Source organism: Amycolatopsis sp. NBRC 101858, from assembly GCF_030269325.1.
Classification (GTDB): Bacteria; Actinomycetota; Actinomycetes; order Mycobacteriales; family Pseudonocardiaceae; genus Amycolatopsis; species Amycolatopsis ponsaeliensis.
In genome coordinates, this window is record NZ_BSTD01000002.1 from 2041760 (window position 1) to 2060115 (window position 18356).

At 73.6% G+C, this 18356-nt stretch carries 15 protein-coding genes; 12 read left to right on the forward strand and 3 right to left on the reverse strand.

The window, feature by feature from the left end:
* The first annotated feature begins 125 nt into the window (after window positions 1-125).
* From QSK39_RS22480 to QSK39_RS22495, 4 genes are read left to right on the forward strand one after another with little or no spacing between them, the layout of a single operon-like run.
* Window positions 126-1688, forward strand: a complete 1563-nt coding sequence (locus QSK39_RS22480; RefSeq protein ID WP_285479738.1) for an alkaline phosphatase D family protein — start codon at window positions 126-128, stop codon at window positions 1686-1688.
* Between the two features lie 54 nt (window positions 1689-1742).
* A complete protein-coding gene (locus QSK39_RS22485; RefSeq protein ID WP_285479739.1) occupies window positions 1743-2615 on the forward strand; it encodes a helix-turn-helix transcriptional regulator in 873 nt (290 codons plus the stop codon).
* Between the two features lie 46 nt (window positions 2616-2661).
* Window positions 2662-3507 (forward strand): oxidoreductase, encoded by an 846-nt coding sequence (locus tag QSK39_RS22490; RefSeq protein WP_285479740.1) that lies wholly within the window; start codon window positions 2662-2664, stop codon window positions 3505-3507.
* The gene (locus QSK39_RS22495) at window positions 3504-4223 is read left to right on the forward strand and encodes an SDR family oxidoreductase (RefSeq protein WP_285479741.1); all 720 of its coding nucleotides are present in this window, start codon (window positions 3504-3506) and stop codon (window positions 4221-4223) included. Before QSK39_RS22490 ends, QSK39_RS22495 begins: the two co-directional genes overlap by 4 nt.
* 3 nt (window positions 4224-4226) lie before the next feature.
* Here the strand turns inward: QSK39_RS22495 and QSK39_RS22500 are convergent, their stop codons facing one another.
* On the reverse strand, window positions 4227-4898 hold the full coding sequence (locus QSK39_RS22500) for a histidine phosphatase family protein (RefSeq protein WP_285479742.1): 672 nt from the start codon (window positions 4896-4898) through the stop codon (window positions 4227-4229).
* 82 nt (window positions 4899-4980) lie between these two features.
* On the opposite strand from QSK39_RS22500, the gene QSK39_RS22505 reads away from it, so the two are divergent.
* Complete coding sequence (locus tag QSK39_RS22505; RefSeq protein WP_285479743.1) at window positions 4981-6204, forward strand: PP2C family protein-serine/threonine phosphatase; 1224 nt, start codon at window positions 4981-4983, stop codon at window positions 6202-6204.
* 17 nt (window positions 6205-6221) lie between these two features.
* On the opposite strand, the gene QSK39_RS22510 is transcribed toward QSK39_RS22505, so the two are convergent.
* A complete protein-coding gene (locus tag QSK39_RS22510; protein WP_285479744.1) occupies window positions 6222-6605 on the reverse strand; it encodes an STAS domain-containing protein in 384 nt (127 codons plus the stop codon).
* Between the two features lie 172 nt (window positions 6606-6777).
* Between QSK39_RS22510 and QSK39_RS22515 the strand changes: the two genes are divergently transcribed.
* The 6 genes from QSK39_RS22515 to QSK39_RS22540 all read left to right on the forward strand — a co-directional run bounded on the left by QSK39_RS22515 (window position 6778) and on the right by QSK39_RS22540 (window position 14538).
* Entirely contained in the window at window positions 6778-7161 is a 384-nt protein-coding gene (locus QSK39_RS22515; RefSeq protein WP_285479745.1) for an STAS domain-containing protein, read from the forward strand.
* A complete protein-coding gene (locus QSK39_RS22520; protein WP_285479746.1) occupies window positions 7158-8732 on the forward strand; it encodes a PP2C family protein-serine/threonine phosphatase in 1575 nt (524 codons plus the stop codon). Before QSK39_RS22515 ends, QSK39_RS22520 begins: the two co-directional genes overlap by 4 nt.
* Window positions 8729-9154 carry an ATP-binding protein gene (locus QSK39_RS22525; RefSeq protein WP_285479747.1) on the forward strand — a complete coding sequence of 142 codons (426 nt, stop codon included), beginning with the start codon at window positions 8729-8731 and terminating at the stop codon, window positions 9152-9154. The genes QSK39_RS22520 and QSK39_RS22525 overlap by 4 nt, the downstream gene beginning before the upstream one ends.
* Window positions 9155-9237: 83 nt before the next feature.
* On the forward strand, window positions 9238-13305 hold the full coding sequence (locus QSK39_RS22530; protein ID WP_285479748.1) for a SpoIIE family protein phosphatase: 4068 nt from the start codon (window positions 9238-9240) through the stop codon (window positions 13303-13305).
* A complete protein-coding gene (locus QSK39_RS22535; protein ID WP_285479749.1) occupies window positions 13302-13604 on the forward strand; it encodes an STAS domain-containing protein in 303 nt (100 codons plus the stop codon). Before QSK39_RS22530 ends, QSK39_RS22535 begins: the two co-directional genes overlap by 4 nt.
* Window positions 13605-13815: 211 nt before the next feature.
* Window positions 13816-14538: a GAF and ANTAR domain-containing protein gene (locus QSK39_RS22540; protein WP_285479750.1), complete on the forward strand. Its 723-nt coding sequence runs from the start codon at window positions 13816-13818 to the stop codon at window positions 14536-14538.
* Window positions 14539-14541: 3 nt separating this feature from the next.
* Here the strand turns inward: QSK39_RS22540 and QSK39_RS22545 are convergent, their stop codons facing one another.
* On the reverse strand, window positions 14542-14952 hold the full coding sequence (locus QSK39_RS22545; protein WP_284742631.1) for an ATP-binding protein: 411 nt from the start codon (window positions 14950-14952) through the stop codon (window positions 14542-14544).
* 123 nt (window positions 14953-15075) lie between these two features.
* On the opposite strand from QSK39_RS22545, the gene QSK39_RS22550 reads away from it, so the two are divergent.
* Window positions 15076-18348 carry a glucodextranase DOMON-like domain-containing protein gene (locus QSK39_RS22550; protein WP_285479751.1) on the forward strand — a complete coding sequence of 1091 codons (3273 nt, stop codon included), beginning with the start codon at window positions 15076-15078 and terminating at the stop codon, window positions 18346-18348.
* The last annotated feature ends 8 nt before the right edge of the window (window positions 18349-18356 follow it).

Here is an 18356-nt window from a genome sequence, read left to right on the forward strand (position 1 = left end):
CTTTCCGGGAGCAGGGCGCAGCTGTGACGATCGTTCGTTCGCGGCCCGGAACCGGTCAACGATTATCGGAATGTTTCGGGACCTTTCGAACTGCCGACCCGCCGTACTGCTGAAAGGATCCGGGGATGACCGAGCTCCTCCTGGGACCGCTGCTCCGGCACGTCGACGCCACCTCCGCGACGATCTGGGTCGAGACCGGCGGCCCGTGCGAAGTCCTTGTCGCGGAAGCGAAAGCGCGGACGTTCGAGGTGTCCGGGCACCACTACGCCCTGGTCGTGCTCACCGGGCTGGAGCCGGGGCGCAGCACGCCGTACGAGGTCCGGCTCGACGGCGAGCTCGTCTGGCCCGACCCCGGCAGCGACCTGCCGCCCAGCCGGATCCGGACGCTGGCCCCGGACGACCCGCGGTTCCGGCTGGTCTTCGGGTCGTGCCGCAAGCCGCGGGAGGAGGACGCGCTCGGGCCGGACGCGCTCGCCGCGTACGCCCACCGGATGGCCCGGCTCGACGAAGCCGAGTGGCCCGAGTCGCTGCTGCTGCTCGGCGACCAGGTCTACGCCGACGAAACCACCGACGCGACGCAGGAGTGGCTCGCCACCCGGCGTGACACGAGCCAGCCGCCCGGCAAGGAGGTCGCCGACTTCGAGGAGTACTGCCACCTGTACTTCGAAGCCTGGTGCGAACCGGCGGTGCGCTGGCTGATGTCCACCGTGCCGACGTCGATGATCTTCGACGACCACGACGTGCGCGACGACTGGAACACCTCGCAGGCCTGGCGCGAGGAGATGGCCGGGACCTCGTGGTGGCCGGAGCGGATCCGCGGCGCGCTCGCGTCGTACTGGGTCTACCAGCACCTGGGCAACCTCGGGCCGCACGAGCTGGCCGAAGACGACCTCTACCAGCGGGTGAGCACCTCGGGGGTGGACAACGCGCAGCTGCTGCGCGAGTTCGCCGACCACGCCGACCGCGAAGCCGACGGCGCGAAGGGCACCCGGTGGTCCTACCGGCGCGACTTCGGCCCGGTCCGGCTGCTGGTCATCGACTCGCGGGCCGGGCGGATCCTCGGCGGCGGCGAACGCTCGATGATCGGCGAGGCGGAGTTCCGCTGGATCGAGGAGCAGGCCTCCGGCGAGTTCGACCACCTGCTGATCGGGACGTCGCTGCCGTGGCTGATGCCCACCGCGCTGTCGGCCGCGCAGTCGCTCAACGAGCGCCTCTGCGAGCGGCCGGGACTCGTCGGGCGGCTGTCGGAGCGGTTCCGGCAGTTCGCCGACCTCGAGCACTGGCCGGCCTTCCGCGAGTCGTTCGCCCGGCTGACGCGGCTGATCGGGCGGGTCGCCGACGACGGCCCGGCGTCGGTGAGCGTGCTCTCCGGCGACGTCCACCACGCGTACGTCGCGCGGGCCGACCTCCCGGGGGCGCCGGTGCACCAGCTCACCTGCTCGCCGGTGCACAACACCGTCCCCTGGTACATGAACCGCCTGTTCCGCGCGGGCTGGGCGCGGGGGCTGACCCGGCTGAGCGAGGGGCTGGCCCGCCGGGCCGGGGTCCCGCCCGCGCCGCTGACCTGGGGTTGCGTGTCGGGGCCGCACTTCGGGAACGCCGTGATGACCTTCGACGTCGACGGGCGCGAAGCCACCGCGACGCTGCTGCAGCCGGAGCGGGACGGGGAGCCGATCCGGCTCACGTGAGGGTGGGTGCGCCACGACCTCCCTTCCCCTCCCGGGCCGGGTTAGCCTCGGATCATGGCTCAGAAAGACCCGCGGCGCGAAGCTCCTCCGTTGAGGGCGGCGGCGGGGGCATCGGCGGAGAACGCACTCGGGGAGTTCCTCCGGGCCCGCCGTGAACAGGTGGGCCCGGCGGAGCTGGGCCTGCCCGCGGGCGGGGCGCGCCGGGTCGCCGGGCTGCGCCGCGAGGAGGTCGCGGTGCTGGCCGGCGTCAGCACCGACTACTACGTCCGGCTCGAACAGGGCCGGGAGCGGAATCCGTCGGCGCAGGTCCTCGACGCGCTGGCCCACGGGCTGGCCCTCGACGAGGACGCCACCGCCCACCTGCACCGGCTGGCGCAGCCGGCGCCGAAACGGCGTCGCGCGCGGCGGCGGGAGCAGGTCAGCCCGAACCTCCTGCGGCTGATGGACGGCTGGCCGGACACCCCCGCGCTGGTGCTCGGCCGGTGCCTCGAGGTGCTCGCGCACAACGCGCTGGGCGAGGCGCTGTTCGGCGGGCACACCCACAGCGGTGACCTGGTCCGGCTGGTGTTCCTCGACCCGGACGCGCGCGAGTTCTACCCGGAGTGGGAGCGCGTCGCGGTCAACACCGTCGGCGGCCTGCGCGTGGCCGCGGGCCTCGATCCGGACGATCCCCGGTTGATCGAGACGGTCGGCGAGCTGTCGGTCAAGAGCGCGGACTTCCGCCGGTTGTGGGCGCGCCACGACATCCGGCAGAAGACGCACGAGACCAAGCGCTTCCACCACCGGCTGGTCGGCGAGCTCGTGCTGAGCTACGAGGCGCTGACCGTGAACAGCGCGCCCGGCCAGCAGCTGGTCGTCTACCAGGCCGAGCCCGGCAGCCCGTCGGAAGCCGCGCTCGCCCTGCTCGGCAGTCTCGCCGCGAGCTAGAAACCCCTTTCTGTCACCACCACCACCGAGGACGGAGTACTTCGTCATGCCCGAAAACTGGTTCATCACCGGCTGTTCCACCGGCCTCGGCCGCGCCTTGGCCGAAGCCGTGCTCGGCCGCGGCCTGCGAGCCGTGGTCACGGCCCGCGACCCCGCGCAGGTCGCCGACCTCGTCGCACGGCACGGCGACCGCGCGCTGGTGCTGCCGCTCGACGTCACCGACCACGCTCAGGTCGCCGACGCGGTGAAGCAGGCCGAAGCGGCATTCGGCCGGATCGACGTCCTGGTCAACAACGCCGGCTACGGCTACCTCGCCGCGATCGAGGAAGGCGAGGACGACGAGGTCCGGAAGCTCTTCGACGCCAACGTGTTCGGCCTCGCCGACGTCACCCGCGCGGTGCTGCCGGGCATGCGGGCCCGGCGGAGCGGGCACGTCGTGAACGTGTCGTCCCTCGGCGGGCTCGCCGCGTTCGGGGCCACCGGGTACTACCACGCGACGAAGTTCGCCGTGGAAGGCCTTTCCGAGTCTCTGGCCGCCGAAGTGGCGCCGCTGGGCATCAAGGTGACGATCGTCGAGCCCGCCGCGTTCCGGACCAACTGGTCCGGACCCTCCATGCGCCAGTCGGCGACCCGCATCGACGACTACGCCGAGACAGCCGGCGCCCGCCGGGCCGCGACCACCGCGACCTACGGCCACCAGCCGGGTGACCCGGTGCGTGCGGCCGAGGCGATCCTGACCGCGGTCGAGGCCCCCGAGCCGCCCTTGCGGCTGCTCCTGGGCAAGGCCGCCTACGACATCGCCACCGCCCGCCTCGACACCCTCCGGGCGGGCTTCGACGCCTGGCGCGAAACCACGCTCGGTGCCGACTTCCCGGCCAAGGAGAACTCGTGAAGATCGTCCTCATCACCGGCGCCAGCAGCGGCATCGGCCGCGCCACCGCGCTGCGGCTGGCCCGCGAAGGCCACCACGTCGTGCTCGGCGCGCGGCGGGAAGACCGGCTGACCGCGCTGGCGAAGGAAATCCACGACGCCGGGGGCACGGCCGACGTGCACCGCCTCGACGTCACCGACCGCGCGGACGTCGCCGCCTTCGCCGACGCCGCCGTCGAAGCCCACGGCCGGCTCGACGTGTTCGTCGCCAACGCCGGCGTGATGCCGTTGTCGCGCCTGGACTCCCTGCACGTCGACGAGTGGGACCGGATGCTCGACGTCAACGTCCGCGGCCTGCTCCACGGGATCGCGGCCGCGCTGCCACACTTCCGGCGCGCCGGCGGCGGGCACTTCGTGACGATCGCCTCCACCGGCGCGCACGAGGTCGTGCCGACCGCCGCGGTCTACTGCGCCACGAAGTACGCCGCCCGGGCGATCACCGAAGGCCTGCGGCTGGAGGCCGATCCCGGCATCCGCGTCACGACGGTGTCGCCGGGCGTCGTCGAGTCCGAGCTGGCCGACACGATCACCGAGCCCGGCGCGCGGGAAGCGATGCGCGCGTACCGCGCGGTGACGCTCCCCCCGGACACGATCGCCGGGGCGATCTCCTACGCGATCAGCCAGCCGGAAGGGGTCGACGTCAACGAGCTGGTCGTGCGGCCGACCGCGCAGCGGTGAGCCTCAGGACGGCAAGGGGGCGACCTGCTGGGCCAGCACCATGGTGAACGCGCCGTCGGGGTCGCGCTCCCACGTCGTCACCGAGCCGTTCGGGACTTCGGTGGCCCCGGCGGCGCGCATCAGCTCGGGCTCCGGCAGTCCTTCGAGGAGGTAACGCAGCGCGTAGATCGTCATCTCGTGCGCGGACAGCAGGACGCGCGCGCCGGGGTGGTCCGCGCTGAGCTCGTTCAGCAGGGATCGCAGCCGCAGCACGACGTCCGCCCAGGACTCGCCGCCCGGGGGCCGGTAGTAGAACTTGCCCAGCCGGCGCTTGCGGCGCAGCTCGTCGGGCCAGCGCTCGCGGACGCCGTGGGAGGTCAGCAGGTCCAGGACGCCGAGTTCGCGGTCGCGCAGCCGCTCGTCCGGGACGATCCGCACGCCGACGGGCGCGGCCAGGCGGGCGGTGTCCCGGGCCCGGCGGTAGGTCGAAGTGACCACGAGGTCCGGCGGGCGCTCGGCGAAGAACGCCCCCGCGGCCTTCGCCTGGTGCCGGCCCAGGTCGGTCAGCGGGACGTCGGCGTCGCGTTCGGCGACCTCGATCACGTCCGCCCCCGCCGACTCCGCCGCCTCCCGGGCCACGTTCCCGGTGCTCTCACCGTGGCGGACCACGGCCACCCACTCCAAGTCGACGCTCACGCCGGGGCTGGTACCCGCGGGGACCCGCCGACGAAACCCGGGATGGTTAGGCGCGCCAAGGGCTCCCGGCTAGGGTCGGTCCATGTCGCGAAGTCTCGACGCCGAGGATCGTCTCAAGCTGCTGGAGACGATCATCGGCGCGCCCGCCGAGCACCTCGGTCTCGCCGCGCTGCTCGCCGAGACCCTGCAGCGCCTGCGCGAGGGCATGGACGTCGACACCGCGACCGTGCTGCGGTACCAGGCCAGCGGCCGTCAACTGGTCGCCTTCGCGGCCGCCGGCATCGAAGAAGAGGTCCACCAGGGCGTCCGGGTGCCGATCGGCAGCGGGTTCGCCGGCCGGGTGGCGCTCGAACGCACTCCCGTCGTCCTGGACCACGTCGACGAAACCACCGTCGTCAACTCCCTGCTCTGGGAGCGGGGCCTGAACGCCATGCTCGGCGTGCCGATGGTCGCCGCGGGCGAGCTCGTCGGGGTGCTGCACATCGGGTGCGTCGCGCCCCGGCGGTTCACCCCGGGCGAAGTCGGCACCCTGCAGCTGCTCGCCGACCGCCTGGCCATGGCGATCCAGGTCGAGGCGCTCGAAGAGAACCGCACCGCCACCATGGCGCTGCAGCGCAGCCTGCTGCCGAACAGCCTGCCCGACCTGCCCGGTCTCACGTTCGGTGCCCGGTACGTGCCCGGCGCGGAAAGCGGCCTCGGCGGCGACTGGTACGACCTGTTCTCGCTCCCGGGCGACCGCGTCGGCGTCGTGATGGGCGACGTCTCCGGCCACGGTCTCGAGGCCGCCGTGATCATGGGACGGCTGCGCAGCGCCCTGCGCGCCTACGCCCTCGACTGCGAGAACCCGGCCGACGTGCTCGCGAAGCTCGACCGCAAGGCCAACCACTTCGAGCACGGCGCGATGGCCACCGTCGCGTACGGGGTCGTCGAGCCGAGCCGCGAAACCCTCGCCCTGTCGCTCGCCGGCCACCTGCCGCCCGTGCAGGCCGAGCCGGGTGAACCGGGCCGGCTGCTGGACGTGCCGCCCGACCCCCCGATCGGGCTGACCATCGGACAGCCCCGGCGGCGCACGACGGCGGTGGCGCTGACGCCGGGCAGCGTGCTCGCGTTCTACACCGACGGCCTGGTCGAGCGCCGCGACCGGCCGGTGGACGCCGGGATGAGCCAGCTGGCGGAAGCCCTGCGCGCCGGGGACCCCGACCGGGTCTGCGCGCAGGTGATGGCCGAGATGATCGGCAGCCGGGCGGCCCAGGACGACGTCGCCCTGCTGGCCATCCGGCGCCAGGACGTCCCGGCCGGCGGCTGACCCGGCCGGGACGTCGTTCAGGACGCGGTGAGCGCCGCCTCGCGGGTCGGGAACAGCGAAAGGCTCGCTTCGAGCCCGGTGAGCTGGATCGGGCGCAGGGTCGCCCGGCCGGCCGCGACGATCCGCACCACGGTGCCGGGGCCGGCGTCGCGGTGGATGGTCAGCAGCGCCGTCAGGCCGGGCGAGGCGAGGAAGTCCACCCGGGTCAGGTCGACCACCAGCAGCCGCGGGCCGGCTGCCAGCACCTCCGCGGCGGCTTGGACGAGAGCAGGCGCGGTGGTCGTGTCCACATCCCCGGCGACCTCCACGACGATCGCGCCGCTCTGCTCCGTTCGGGCGATCCGGAACTCGCCGAATGGCACAGCGGTGGCCGAGCCTTCACTGTGGATGTGTTCCGTCATCGTGTTTCGTCTCCTCGCCTTCGGCAACACCCCCGGGATTTCCGGTGGGCATGCTTGATCACGAAGGCTGTCTGCTCAACCGGTGCCAATCATGCCCTCCCGCCACGCCCACCGCCGTTTCAACACCGCGTCCCGCCTTGCGCACCCGGTACGAACAGGCAGGATGGTCGGCATGGCCGAAACGGACGAGACCGGGAACACCCTCGGTGCCGCCGCGAGCTCAGCGGGCACGGTGACGCTGGAAGACCGGGACGGCACCGCCGTGCTCCGGATCGACGGAGCCCTCGACCTCGCGCTGGCGCCGAAACTGCGGCAGCTGGCCGAGCGAGCCGCGCGCCTGGCGCCCGCGGTCCTCGTCATCGACCTGACCGGGGTCACCTTCCTGGCGTCCGCCGGGATGGCCGAGCTCGTGCGGGCGCACCGCGGGCGGACGGTGTCCGCGCCGCTGCGGGTGGTGGCCACCGGCCGGATCACCCTGCGGCCGCTGCAGCTGACCCGGCTGACCGACGAGCTCGCCATCTACCCGTCGTTGTCCGAGGCACTGGCCGCCGGATGACCGCGCCGGGGTTCGACGAGCTGCTCGGCGCCGTGCGCCGGGCGTTCGCCGACGGCTCCGGAACCCCCGTGGCCACCGAGGTCCGCTTCCTCTCCCCGGCCGAAGCACGCTCGGTGCTCGGCGACCACGCCGCGGTCGCCGTGACCGGCCGCGCGCTCCTGGCGGATCTGGTGCCGGGCCGGGAGATCACCGGCGCGATCGCCGTCACCGGCGACGAGCAGGACGCGCTGGTCTACACCACCGACGAGATCGGCGGGACGCCGTCCGCCGTCGCCGCCGCGATCGACGCCGCGGCCGCCCACCTGGCGGGCACCGTGCGCCGGCTGCGGGGTGAAGCCGTGGTGCTCGACGCGCTGCACTCCACCGGCCGGGAACTGACCGCGCAGCTCGACATCGACCGGATCGTGCAGGACGCCACCGACGCGGCCACGAAGGCGACCGGTGCCGAGTTCGGCGCGTTCTTCTACAACCTGGTCGACGAGCTCGGCGAGTCCTACACGCTGTACACGATTTCGGGCGTCCCGCGCACGGCGTTCGAGCGGTTCCCCATGCCGCGCAACACCGAGGTGTTCGCGCCGACCTTCGACGGCACCGGCACGGTCCGCAGCCCCGACATCACGCGGGACCCGCGGTTCGGGAAGAACGCGCCCCACCACGGGATGCCGGCCGGGCACCTGCCCGTGTGCAGCTACCTGGCCGTGTCGGCGCTCAGCCCGACCAGCGGCGAAGTGCTGGGCGGGTTCTTCCTCGGCCACTCGGAGCCGGACCGGTTCACCGCGCGGCACGAGTACCTCGCCGAGGGCATCGCCGCCTACTCGGCCATCGCGCTGGACAACGCCCGCCTGTACGAGCGCGAGCGCACCCTCGCTTCGGAGCTGTCGCGCAGCATGCTGCCGGTCGTGCCGGAGACCCCCGGCCTCGACGTGTTCACGCGGTACCTGCCCGCGGCGACCGGGAGCAAGGTGGGCGGCGACTGGTTCGACGTCATCCGGCTGCCGTCCGGCGCGACGGCGTTCGTCATCGGCGACGTCGTCGGCCACGGCGTCACGGCCGCGACCGTGATGGGCCAGGTCCGCACGGCCATCCGCTGCTACGCGCTGCTCGAACTGCCCCCGTCGGAGGTGCTGCGCAACGTCTCCGCGCTGACCGGCGGGCTGTTCGGCGAAAGCTTCGTCACCTGCTTCTACGCGGTCCACCGGCCGGACGACGGCACGCTGACCTTCGCGAACGCCGGCCACCTGCCGGCGATCCTGGTCCGCCCGGGCACCGCGCCGGAGGAGATCGGCGAGGCGCTGGCGCAGCCGCTGGGCGTCGGCGCGGAGTTTCCCCAGCGCACCACCGGGTTCCCGGCCGGCGCGGACCTGGTGCTCTACACCGACGGACTGGTCGAAAGCCGCACGCGGGATCTCACCCTGGGTGTGGAATGGCTCCTGGCGGGCATCCCGGGACTGCTGGCCGCGGCCGACCTCGGCACGGCGTGGGACAAGCTCGTCGACGAGCTCACCCACGGCCGGCACGACGACGACATCGCGCTGATCCACGTGCGTCACCGCGGAGAGGACGGAGCATGACGGACCCCCTCCCCCCGGGCGCGCCCGCGCCACCGGTGACGTTCCACCGGCGCATTGCCGCCGTGGCGGACCGGCTGCCGGAGCTGCGCGAAGCACTGGCGGTCTGGCTGGGCACGCTCGGCCTGGACGAAGAACGCCAGGAGGACGTCGTCCTGGCGGGGTACGAAGCGATGGCCAACTCCGCCGAACACGCTTACCACGACGGCGAAGCGGGCCTCGTCGACGTCCGCGCCGAGGCGCAGAACGGGCGCTTGACGGTGACGGTCACCGACTACGGGGCCTGGCGCGCCCCGGCGGCGACGAACGGGCTGCGGGGCCGCGGCCTGCTGCTCATCGACAGCCTCGCCGACCACAGCGCGCAGGTCCACCGCGAGGACGGCACGACGGTCACGATGACGTGGCTCTCCGACAGCGCGGGTTGACGCCGCCGCGCCCCGCACTCGCGTGCACGGCGGTGCCGGGCCCGCGCGGGTAGGCTCACGGGGCCCCGTCTACCTGGAGTGTGATGAGCGTCGGCGAGGAATCCGGCCAGCGCGCCGTCTTCCCGGGAACCAGCCAGATGGCGGCCCGGATGCGCGAGTTCGACTGGACCGCGTCCCCGCTGGGGGAACCGGCGGCGTGGCCGGTCAGCCTGACGACGGCCGTGCGGATCTGCCTCACCTCGCGCTTCCCGATGATCGTCTGGTGGGGCCCGGAACTGCGGTTCCTCTACAACGACGCCTACCTGCCGCTGCTCGGCACCAAGCACCCGGCGCTCGACAAGCCGGGCGCGCACGTCTGGGACGAGATCTGGCACATCATCGGCCCGATGCTCGAAGGCGTGATGACCACCGGCGAGGCGACCTGGTCGGAAGACCTGCTGCTGCCGATGAACCGGCACGGCTACTGGGAAGAGACCTACTGGACCTACTCCTACAGCCCGGTCCACGACGACGAAGGCGTCGTGCGGGCCGTCTTCACCGCGGTCACCGACACCACCGAGCGCGTGATCGGCGAACGGCGGCTGGCGACCCTGCGCGAGCTCGGCGCCCAGGCCGGCATCGCCCGCAGTGTCGGCGAGGCCTGCGCGCTGGTCACCGGCGTGCTCGGCCGGGCCGGTGCCGACGTCCCCTACGCCGCGATCCACGTCCGTGCGGACGGCGGCGGGGTCACCCTGGCGGCCGTCACCCCCGGCGGCGCCGGGCACGCCGACGGGTGGCCGCTCGGCGAGGTGCTCGCCGACGGCGTTCCGCGCACCGTGTCCGACCTGACGGCCTTCGGCGAGCTGCCGGCGGGCACCTGGTCCACCCCGCCCGCCGAGGCGGTCGTGCTGCCGCTGCCCGGACACGCCGAGGCCGCCGGCGTGATCGTGCTCGCGGCGAGCGCCGGGCACGCGCTCGACGAGTCCTACCGGACGTTCCTCGGGCTGGTGGCCCAGCAGACCGCCGCGCTGGTCAACGGCGCGCTCGCCTACCAGGCGCAGCAGGAGCGCGCGGAGGACCTGGCCGCGCTGGACGCCGCGAAGACCACCTTCTTCGCCAACATCAGCCACGAGTTCCGGACCCCGCTCACCCTGATCCTCGGTCCCGTCGCCGAGCTGGACCGGACGCTGGGCGACGCGGACGAGCGCGTCCGGGAAGAGATCGCCGTCATCCACCGCAACGCGCTGCGGCTGGGCCGGCTGGTGAACAACCTGCTCGACTTCTCGCGGATCGAAGCGGGCCGGATGCAGGCCAGCTTCGAACCGGTCGACCTCGCCGCGTTCACCGCGGAGCTGGCGAGCGTGTTCCGCGCCGCCGTCGAGCGGGCCGGGCTGCGGTTCGAGGTCGACTGCCCGCCGCTGGCCCCGCCGGTGCACGTCGACCGCGGGATGTGGGAGAAGGTCGTCCTCAACCTGCTCTCCAACGCGGTCAAGTACACCTTCGACGGCTCGATCCGGGTGACGACCGACCTCGACGGTGACCACGCGGTGGTCACGGTGGCCGACACCGGGATCGGGATCGACGCCGCCGAGCTGCCCCGGCTGTTCGAGCGGTTCCACCGGATCCCGTCGGCGCGGGCGCGCTCCAACGAGGGCAGCGGGATCGGCCTGGCCCTGGTGCGGGAGCTCGTCGGCATGCACCAGGGCGAGATCGCCGTGGAGAGCACACCCGGCGCCGGCACGACGTTCCGGATCCGGCTGCCGCTGGGCACCCGCCACCTGCCTGCCGAACACGTCGTGCCGGAGCGGCCGGCGGGCGGGATCGACGCCGAGACCGCCGAGCCGTACGTGCAGGAGGCCCTGCGCTGGCTGCCGGACGGCGACCCCACCCCCGACGTCGCACCGGTCCCGGTCACGGGCGCCCGGGTGCTGGTCGCCGACGACAACGCCGACATGCGCGACTACCTCGTCCGGCTGCTGCGCGAGGACTACGCGGTGACCGCGGTGCGCGACGGCGTCGAGGCGCTGGCCGCCGCGGCCGGCGAGCCGCCCGACCTGATCATCAGCGACGTCATGATGCCGCGGCTGGACGGCCTGGGCCTGCTCACCGAACTGCGGCGCGACCCGCGCACCGCCGCCGTGCCCGTGCTGCTGCTGTCCGCCCGCGCCGGGCAGGAGGCCGCCGTCGACGGGCTGGCCGCCGGGGCCGACGACTACCTCGTGAAGCCGTTTTCCGCGCAGGAGCTGATCGCCCGCGTCCGCACGACCATCCGGCTGGCCCGGCTGCGGACCCAGCACTCCCGGTGGCGCGCGGCGATGATCGACTCGCTGCAGGAGGGCTTCTTCGTCTGCGACGCCGACGGGCGGGTCGTGGAGCTGAACGCCGCGTGCGCCGAGCTGCTCGGCTTCGGCCCCGCCGGCCTGCCGTACCCGCCGCCGCACCCGTGGTGGCCGTCCCGCGCCGCCGACCCCGACGCCTACCGGCAGGTCGCCGCCGCCTTCGCCCGCGCGCGGAACGAGCCGGCCGGCAGCTTCGTGCTGCCGCTGCGCCACCGGGCCGGGCACCGGGTGTGGGCCGCGATCGCCTACAACGAGCTGTACGACGACGAGGGCAGCCGCCGGCTCGTCGGCACGATCCGCGACGTCACCGCGGAGCGCTACGCCGTGCAGCGGGAAAACGCGCTCGCCGCGATGAACCAGCGCCTCGCCGGGGTCAGCGGGGTGCCGGACGCGCTGCGCACCGGGCTGGACCTGCTGTGCGAGCTGTGGCAGGCCGAACGCGTGCTCGCCGTGACCTGGCCGCACGACGGCGAGCCGGAGCTCACCTCGACCGACCCCGCCGACGGGAAGTGGACGGACCTCGCCGCGCCGCTGCGCGCGCGGCTCGACGAAGTGCGCACGCTCCCGGCGCTGCACGCGACGCCGGCGGAGGGCGGGGCCGGCGCGACCCTGGACCACCCCGGCGGCCGGCTGACGCTCTGGGTGGAGCCGGACCCGCGCCGCCCGCTCGGCACCGAGGACCGGACGTTGCTGGCGCTGCTGGCCGGGACGCTGGCGCACGCCCTGCGCCGCGCCCACCGCGACGACCGGCAGCGCGAGGTCGCCATCGCGCTGCAGCGCTCGATCCTCGGACCGGCCCAGCTGCCCGACGGCTTCGCGGTGCGCTACGAACCGGCGAACCCGCCGCTGGAGGTCGGCGGCGACTGGTACGACGTCGTCCCCCTGTCCGGTGACCGGATCGGCATCGTCGTGGGCGACTGCGTCGGCCGGGGACTCGCCGCGGCCACGGTGATGGGCCAGCTGCGCAGTGCCTGCCGCGCGCTGCTGCTGGAGGCGAACGGCCCGGCGCACACCCTGACCACCCTCGACCGCTTCGCCGACCGGCTGCCGGGTGCCCTGTGCACCACCGTCTTCTGCGGGATCCTCGACCCCGCCACCGGCGCGCTCACCTACAGCAGCGCCGGCCACCCGCCGGCCACGCTGGTGCACCGCGACGGCTCGGCGGAGTTCCTCGACGCGGGCGGCAGCGTGCCGCTCGCGGTCCGCGTCCCCGCCACGCGCCCGGAGGCCACGGCGGTCGTCCCGGTCGGCTCGCTGCTGATGCTCTACACCGACGGCCTCGTCGAACGCCGCCGCGAGTCCCTGGACGACGGCATCGACCGGGCCACCTCGGCCGCCCACGACGCGCGGGACGCCGACCTCGCCGACCTGGCGGCGGCGCTGATGACCGGGCTCCGGCCGGCGGACGGGTACGAGGACGACGTCGCGCTGCTGCTCTACCGCCGGTCGGTACCGCCGCTGGAGCTGGACTTCCCGGCGCACCCGGACAGCCTCGCCTCGACGCGCCACTGGCTGCGTGCGTGGCTGGGCACGGCTTCGCTCGGCGAAGACCTCGCGCAGGACGTGCTCGTCGCCACCGGCGAGGCCTGCGCGAACGCCGTCGAGCACGCTTATCCCGAAGACTCGGGCAACGCGCACCTCTCGGCCCGCTTCGCCGGTTCGCAGCTGCTGGTCACGGTGACCGACCACGGCCACTGGAAGCGGCCGCCCCCGGACAACCACGTCCTGCGCGGTCGCGGGATGCCGATGATGGAAGCACTGGCCGACACGGTCGCGGTGCAGCACGACACGACTGGCACCACCGTCACGCTGGAATGGAGAATCGGTTCGTGACGACGGCACTCACGCTGGTCGCCTCGGCGGGCGACGACGGGGACCGGATCCTGACCGTGACCGGTGAGATCGACATGGGCAACGCGGCCGAGTTCGGGGCCGCCCTGGACCGCGAGCTCGCGGCCGGGACCGCCCTGACCGTCGACCTGACCGGGGCGACCTACCTCGACAGCGCGGGCATCGCGGCCCTGTTCGACCGCGCCGCGGCCCACGACCTGCGCCTGATCGCACCCCGGTTGCTCGAACGCGTCCTGCGGGTCTCGGGTTTCACCGAAGCCGCGAAAGTCACCATCCGCTGAAGGGTTGACCCGCTCCGTACCGGGTATGCGACGGTCAGCGACGGCCGCGGGGTGGGTTGTGCCGCCAGGTCGCCGCGAGGTGGTTCCCGGCGCCAACCCACGACGTTCAGCAGTGAGCCTCGGGCCGGTGCCACCGCTCCCTCCTGGCTCACCGGGCCCGTTCCGCCCGCGGGTAAGGTTCGCGCAGGAACTCGGGACGGGAGTGAGCGCAGTGACCGGTGATCCCATCCCGTCGGAGCACCTCGACGAGCTGACCGCCGCCATGGCGGACCTCACGGGTGCCCTGGAGACCGAACCCTCCGAGGCGGAGATCCTCGACGTCGTCTGCGCCGAAGCCGTCCGCGCCGTGCCCGGGGCCGACATGGCCAGCATCACCGCGATCCGCGACGGCCGGCCGGAAACCGCCGCCTCCACCGACGACCGCGCCGTCGACATCGACCGCGTCCAGTACGCGGCGGGCGAGGGCCCGTGCCTGCGGGCGGCCGAGAGCGGCGAGATCGTCCGGCTGCCGCTCGCCACCGCCGGCGCGCTGTGGCCCGAGTTCACCTCGCACGCGCTGAGCCTCGGCGTCGGCAGCTACCTCGCCGCGCCGCTGCGCGTGGACGGCACCCTCGCCGGCGCGCTCAACCTCTTCGGCTACGGGGACCACGGCTTCGCCGAGACGGACTCACGGATGCTGCGGCTCTACACCACGATCGTCTCGTTCGGACTGCGCACCACGCGCCGCTACCACCGGGCCCGGCAGCGCGCCGCCGAGCTCGAGCTGGCGATGAGCTCGCGGGCGGTGATCGAGCAGGCCAAGGGCATCCTCATGGCCGTGCACGGGATCACCGCCGACGAGGCCATGAAGCGCCTGATCGCGGAGTCGCAGCACACCAACGTGAAGCTCCGGGACGTCGCGACCCGGTTCGTCGAAAGCCTCTCGGCCGGCTGAGGTTCACGCGGTGCGCCGGACCGGGAACGGCCAGGTCAGCGTGATCACCGTGCCGTCGTCGGTCGAGCGGAGGTCCAGGCCGTCGACCAGCGCCTGGATCAGCCGCAGCCCGCGGCCGCCGTCGGACCGCTCCGCGATCGTGGTCCAGCGTCCCTGGTCGGCGACGGTGACGATCAGCACGTCCTCGTCGATCCGCGCCCGGACGTCGATCAGCCCCGGCCGGCCGTGGTAGGCGTGGTCCAGCACGTTCGCCATCGCTTCCCAGCAGGCCAGCACGACGTCGTCGGCCTGCCTGCCGACCTCGTCACCGGCACGTCTGCGCAGCCACGACACGAGGTGCCGGCGCAAGCTCGGCAGAGTCCGTGGCGAAACCGTGCCGCGGTACCGCCAGCCGTCCGCTCCGTGCTCTTCCACGTTCACCTCCTCGGGGGACTGTGGGTTTGCTACCCACCGGTCGGATTTCTCAATCACGGGTAACGACTTTCCCTGCTGCGTTCGGCTCTGGTGCGCCGCGGGCCGGCGTGATCGGATGGGCGGATGACTCGGTCGACGTCGTCCGTGGTGCTGTGCGCGGTGCTGGCCGCCGCCCTCCTGCCCGCACCGGCAGCCGCCGCTGCCGCCCCGGCTCCCGGTCCGGGAGCTCTCTCGCACTTCGGGCTGGCCCGCAAGGACTGCCTGGGCACCGCGCGGAACACGACGAGCAAGGCGTGGTTCACCGTGGCGGGTGGCGTGCTGTCCGATGTGTACGCGCCGGTGATCGACAACACGAACGTCGAGACGCTGCAGTTCGCCGTCACCGACGGCGCCACGTTCACCGACCTGCAGGCGCGGGACATGACCTACACCGTCCGCACCAGCGCGGGCGGGATGGCCTGCGAGGTGACGTCGACCCCGCGCAGCGGCAAGTACCGGCTGGTGACCGAGTACCTGACCGACCCGGCCCGGACCGGCGTGCTCATCCGGACGCGCCTGGACCCGCTGCGGGGGTCCGGCCGCGACCTCAAGGTCTACGTGCGGTTCGACGCGAGCATCAACGGCAACGGCGGGGGTGGCCCGGCGAACGGCGGCGGGGACACCGCGACCGTCGACGCGGCGACGAGCGCGCTGGTCAGCGCCGACCCGAACACGGTGTCGAGCGCGCCGGCCCGCGACTACGCCACCCCGCTGGCCGCCGCGCTGCGCGCCGACCGCCGGTTCCTGAACACGTCCAGCGGGTTCGTCGGCACCGCCGGCGACGGGCTGGCCCAGCTCGACCGCGACCACCGGTTGACCGACCGGACGTCGTCGGCGGTGAACGGCAACGTCGTGCAGACCGCGCAGCTGGACCTCGAGCCGCGCCGCCCGGCCGTGCTGGCGCTGGGCTTCGGCCCGGACGCGCGCGCGGCGGTCCAGACCGCCGGCGCGAGCCTGCGCACGCCGTTCGACCAGAGCTACCGCGACTACGCGCGCGGCTGGCGCGACTACGACAACCGGCTGGTTCCCTTGCACGGCAAGGACTCGGACGCCTACTACCAGTCGGTCAACGTGCTGAAGGCCAGTGAGGACAAGACGTTCCCCGGCGCGGTGGTCGCCTCGCTCGGCAGCCCTTGGGGCCAGGCGGTTTCCGCGGGCGACGCGCCCGGCGGCAAGCCCGTCTACTTCGGTTCCTACCGCGAGATCTTCGCCCGCGACCTCTACGAAAGCTTCTCGGGCCTGCTCGCCGCGGGTGACCGCGAGACGGCGCGAGCCAGCGTCCGGTGGTTGTTCAGCCGGCAACAGCAGCCCGATGGCCGCTTCCCGCGCAACTCCATGCTCAACGGCAAGAAGGCGCCCGACTCCGGCGGCGACCAGCTCGACGAGAGCGCGTACCCGATCCTGATGGCGTTGCAGGCGGGGCTCGACCGCGACCGCACGCTCTACACCGGCCACATCCGCGCGGCGGCGGACTTCGTCGTCGCGCACGGCCCGTCGTTCGGCTCCGAGCGCTGGGAAGAACAGGGCGGCTACTCCCCCTCGACGATCGCCGCCGAGATCGCCGGGCTCGTCGCCGCCGGAGTGATCGCCGACCGCAACGGCGACCCGGCGCGCGCCCGCGTCTACCGGGCCACCGCGGACCACTTCCAGCGCAGCATCAAGGGCTGGACGGTGACGTCGAACGGGCCGTACGGCGGCCGGTACTTCCTGCGCCTGACCAAGAACGGCGACCCGAACTCCGAATGGATCTACAACCTCGGGAACGGCTCGGTCGACGCCGACCAGCGCGCGGTCGTCGACGCCGGGTTCCTCGAGCTGACGCGCCTCGGCGTGCTGCCGGCGAACGACCCGGACGTCACGGCGTCGCTCGCCGTCGTGGACCGGGTGATCAAGCGGGACACCCCGGCCGGGCCGGGCTGGTACCGCTACGGCACTTCCGCGGCGGGCAGCGAGGACGGCTACGGCGACTGCTACGAGCCCGACCCGACGAACTGCGCGCCGACCGGGGCACCGTGGCCGGGGCCGAACACCGGGTCCGGGCACCTCTGGCCGGTGCTCGCCGGTGAACGCGGCGAACAGGCCGTGCAGACCGGCGATCGCGCCGGCGCCGCGGCGCTGCTGCGCGCCATGCGGGCCCAGACCGGCGGCACCGGGCTGATTCCCGAGCAGGCGTGGGAAAACCCGGCGGTGCCGGCGTCGCCCTACGGCTCGGACCCGCGCACGGCGTCGATCGGGTTCGCCCCCGGGCAGCCCGCCGGTTCGGTCGCGCCGCTGAGCTGGGCGCAGTCGCAGTCGGTGCGCCTGGCCCGGGCCCTGGACGACGGACGGCTGACCGAACAGCCCGCCGACGTCCGCGCCCGGTACGTCACGCAAGCACCGCCCGCGGCGCTGACGGTCAGCCTCGACGCCCCGGCGTCGGTGTCGACCGCGACCGCGGCGGTCACCGGCACCGCACCTGCGGGCAGCCGGGTCGATCTCGCCGTGTCGGCCACCGACGCGGGGACGACGTCGGTGCTGTCGACCCGGGCGACGGCGGCCGGGACGTTCAGCGCGACGGTGCCGACGCCGCTGGGCGCGAACGTCGTCACCGCGACCGCGACCTCCGGCAATGGGACCGGATACGCGCAGAAGACGATCAGCTCGGACTTCGTCACCGGCACGGTCCTGCTCGACGCGGCCGACCCGGACGGCGACGACAACGGCCCGGGCACGTACACCTACCCGACGGCGGGCGACTTCCACGCGGGCGCGTTCGACCTGCAGCGGTTCCAGGTCATCGACTCGGGCACGAACCTCGTGTTCCGCGCCCAGGTCCGTGATCTGTCCCCGACCTTCGGCTCGCCGCTGGGCGCACAGCTGCTGACGATCTACGCGCACGACCCGGCCGCGACGGCGACGTCGACCGCGGCGCCGTTCCCGAGCCGCGCGTACTCGATCGCGGCTTCGGACGCGTGGAGCCGGCGCCTCGAGGTCCAGGGCTTCGCCGACCCGGCGCTCGTCGATGCTTCGGGCGCTTCACTGGCGACGCCGTCCGTGCAGGCTTCGCAGGCGACGCGGTACATCACGGTGAGCGTGGCGAAGTCGGCGTTCGGGACACCGGCCGCCGGCTGGACGTTCGCGGTCGTGCTGACCGGGCAGGACGGCAACTCCCCCGACCAGGCGCGGCCGTTCACGCCGACGGCGGGGCAGTACACGTTCGGCCTGTGCGCGGCCGGCGGCACGGCGCCGATCTGCGCGGCGGACCCGGCGACGGCACCGAAGGCGTTCGACGTGCTGACGCCGTCCGGAGTGGACCAGGCGGCCGAGCTGGACCCGACGCGCGGGCCGGTCGCGGTGCGTGGCGTGCCGGTGGGCTGATCTGGCAC

Coding starts and splice junctions, on each gene's coding strand:
- QSK39_RS22550 (WP_285479751.1), top strand. CDS start 15,076: ATGACTCGGTCGACGTCGTCCGTGGTGCTGTGCGCGGTGCTGGCCGCC.
- QSK39_RS22505 (WP_285479743.1), top strand. CDS start 4,981: ATGTCGCGAAGTCTCGACGCCGAGGATCGTCTCAAGCTGCTGGAGACG.
- QSK39_RS22520 (WP_285479746.1), top strand. CDS start 7,158: ATGACCGCGCCGGGGTTCGACGAGCTGCTCGGCGCCGTGCGCCGGGCG.
- QSK39_RS22525 (WP_285479747.1), top strand. CDS start 8,729: ATGACGGACCCCCTCCCCCCGGGCGCGCCCGCGCCACCGGTGACGTTC.
- QSK39_RS22485 (WP_285479739.1), top strand. CDS start 1,743: ATGGCTCAGAAAGACCCGCGGCGCGAAGCTCCTCCGTTGAGGGCGGCG.
- QSK39_RS22490 (WP_285479740.1), top strand. CDS start 2,662: ATGCCCGAAAACTGGTTCATCACCGGCTGTTCCACCGGCCTCGGCCGC.
- QSK39_RS22515 (WP_285479745.1), top strand. CDS start 6,778: ATGGCCGAAACGGACGAGACCGGGAACACCCTCGGTGCCGCCGCGAGC.
- QSK39_RS22480 (WP_285479738.1), top strand. CDS start 126: ATGACCGAGCTCCTCCTGGGACCGCTGCTCCGGCACGTCGACGCCACC.
- QSK39_RS22510 (WP_285479744.1), bottom strand. CDS start 6,605: ATGACGGAACACATCCACAGTGAAGGCTCGGCCACCGCTGTGCCATTC.
- QSK39_RS22530 (WP_285479748.1), top strand. CDS start 9,238: ATGAGCGTCGGCGAGGAATCCGGCCAGCGCGCCGTCTTCCCGGGAACC.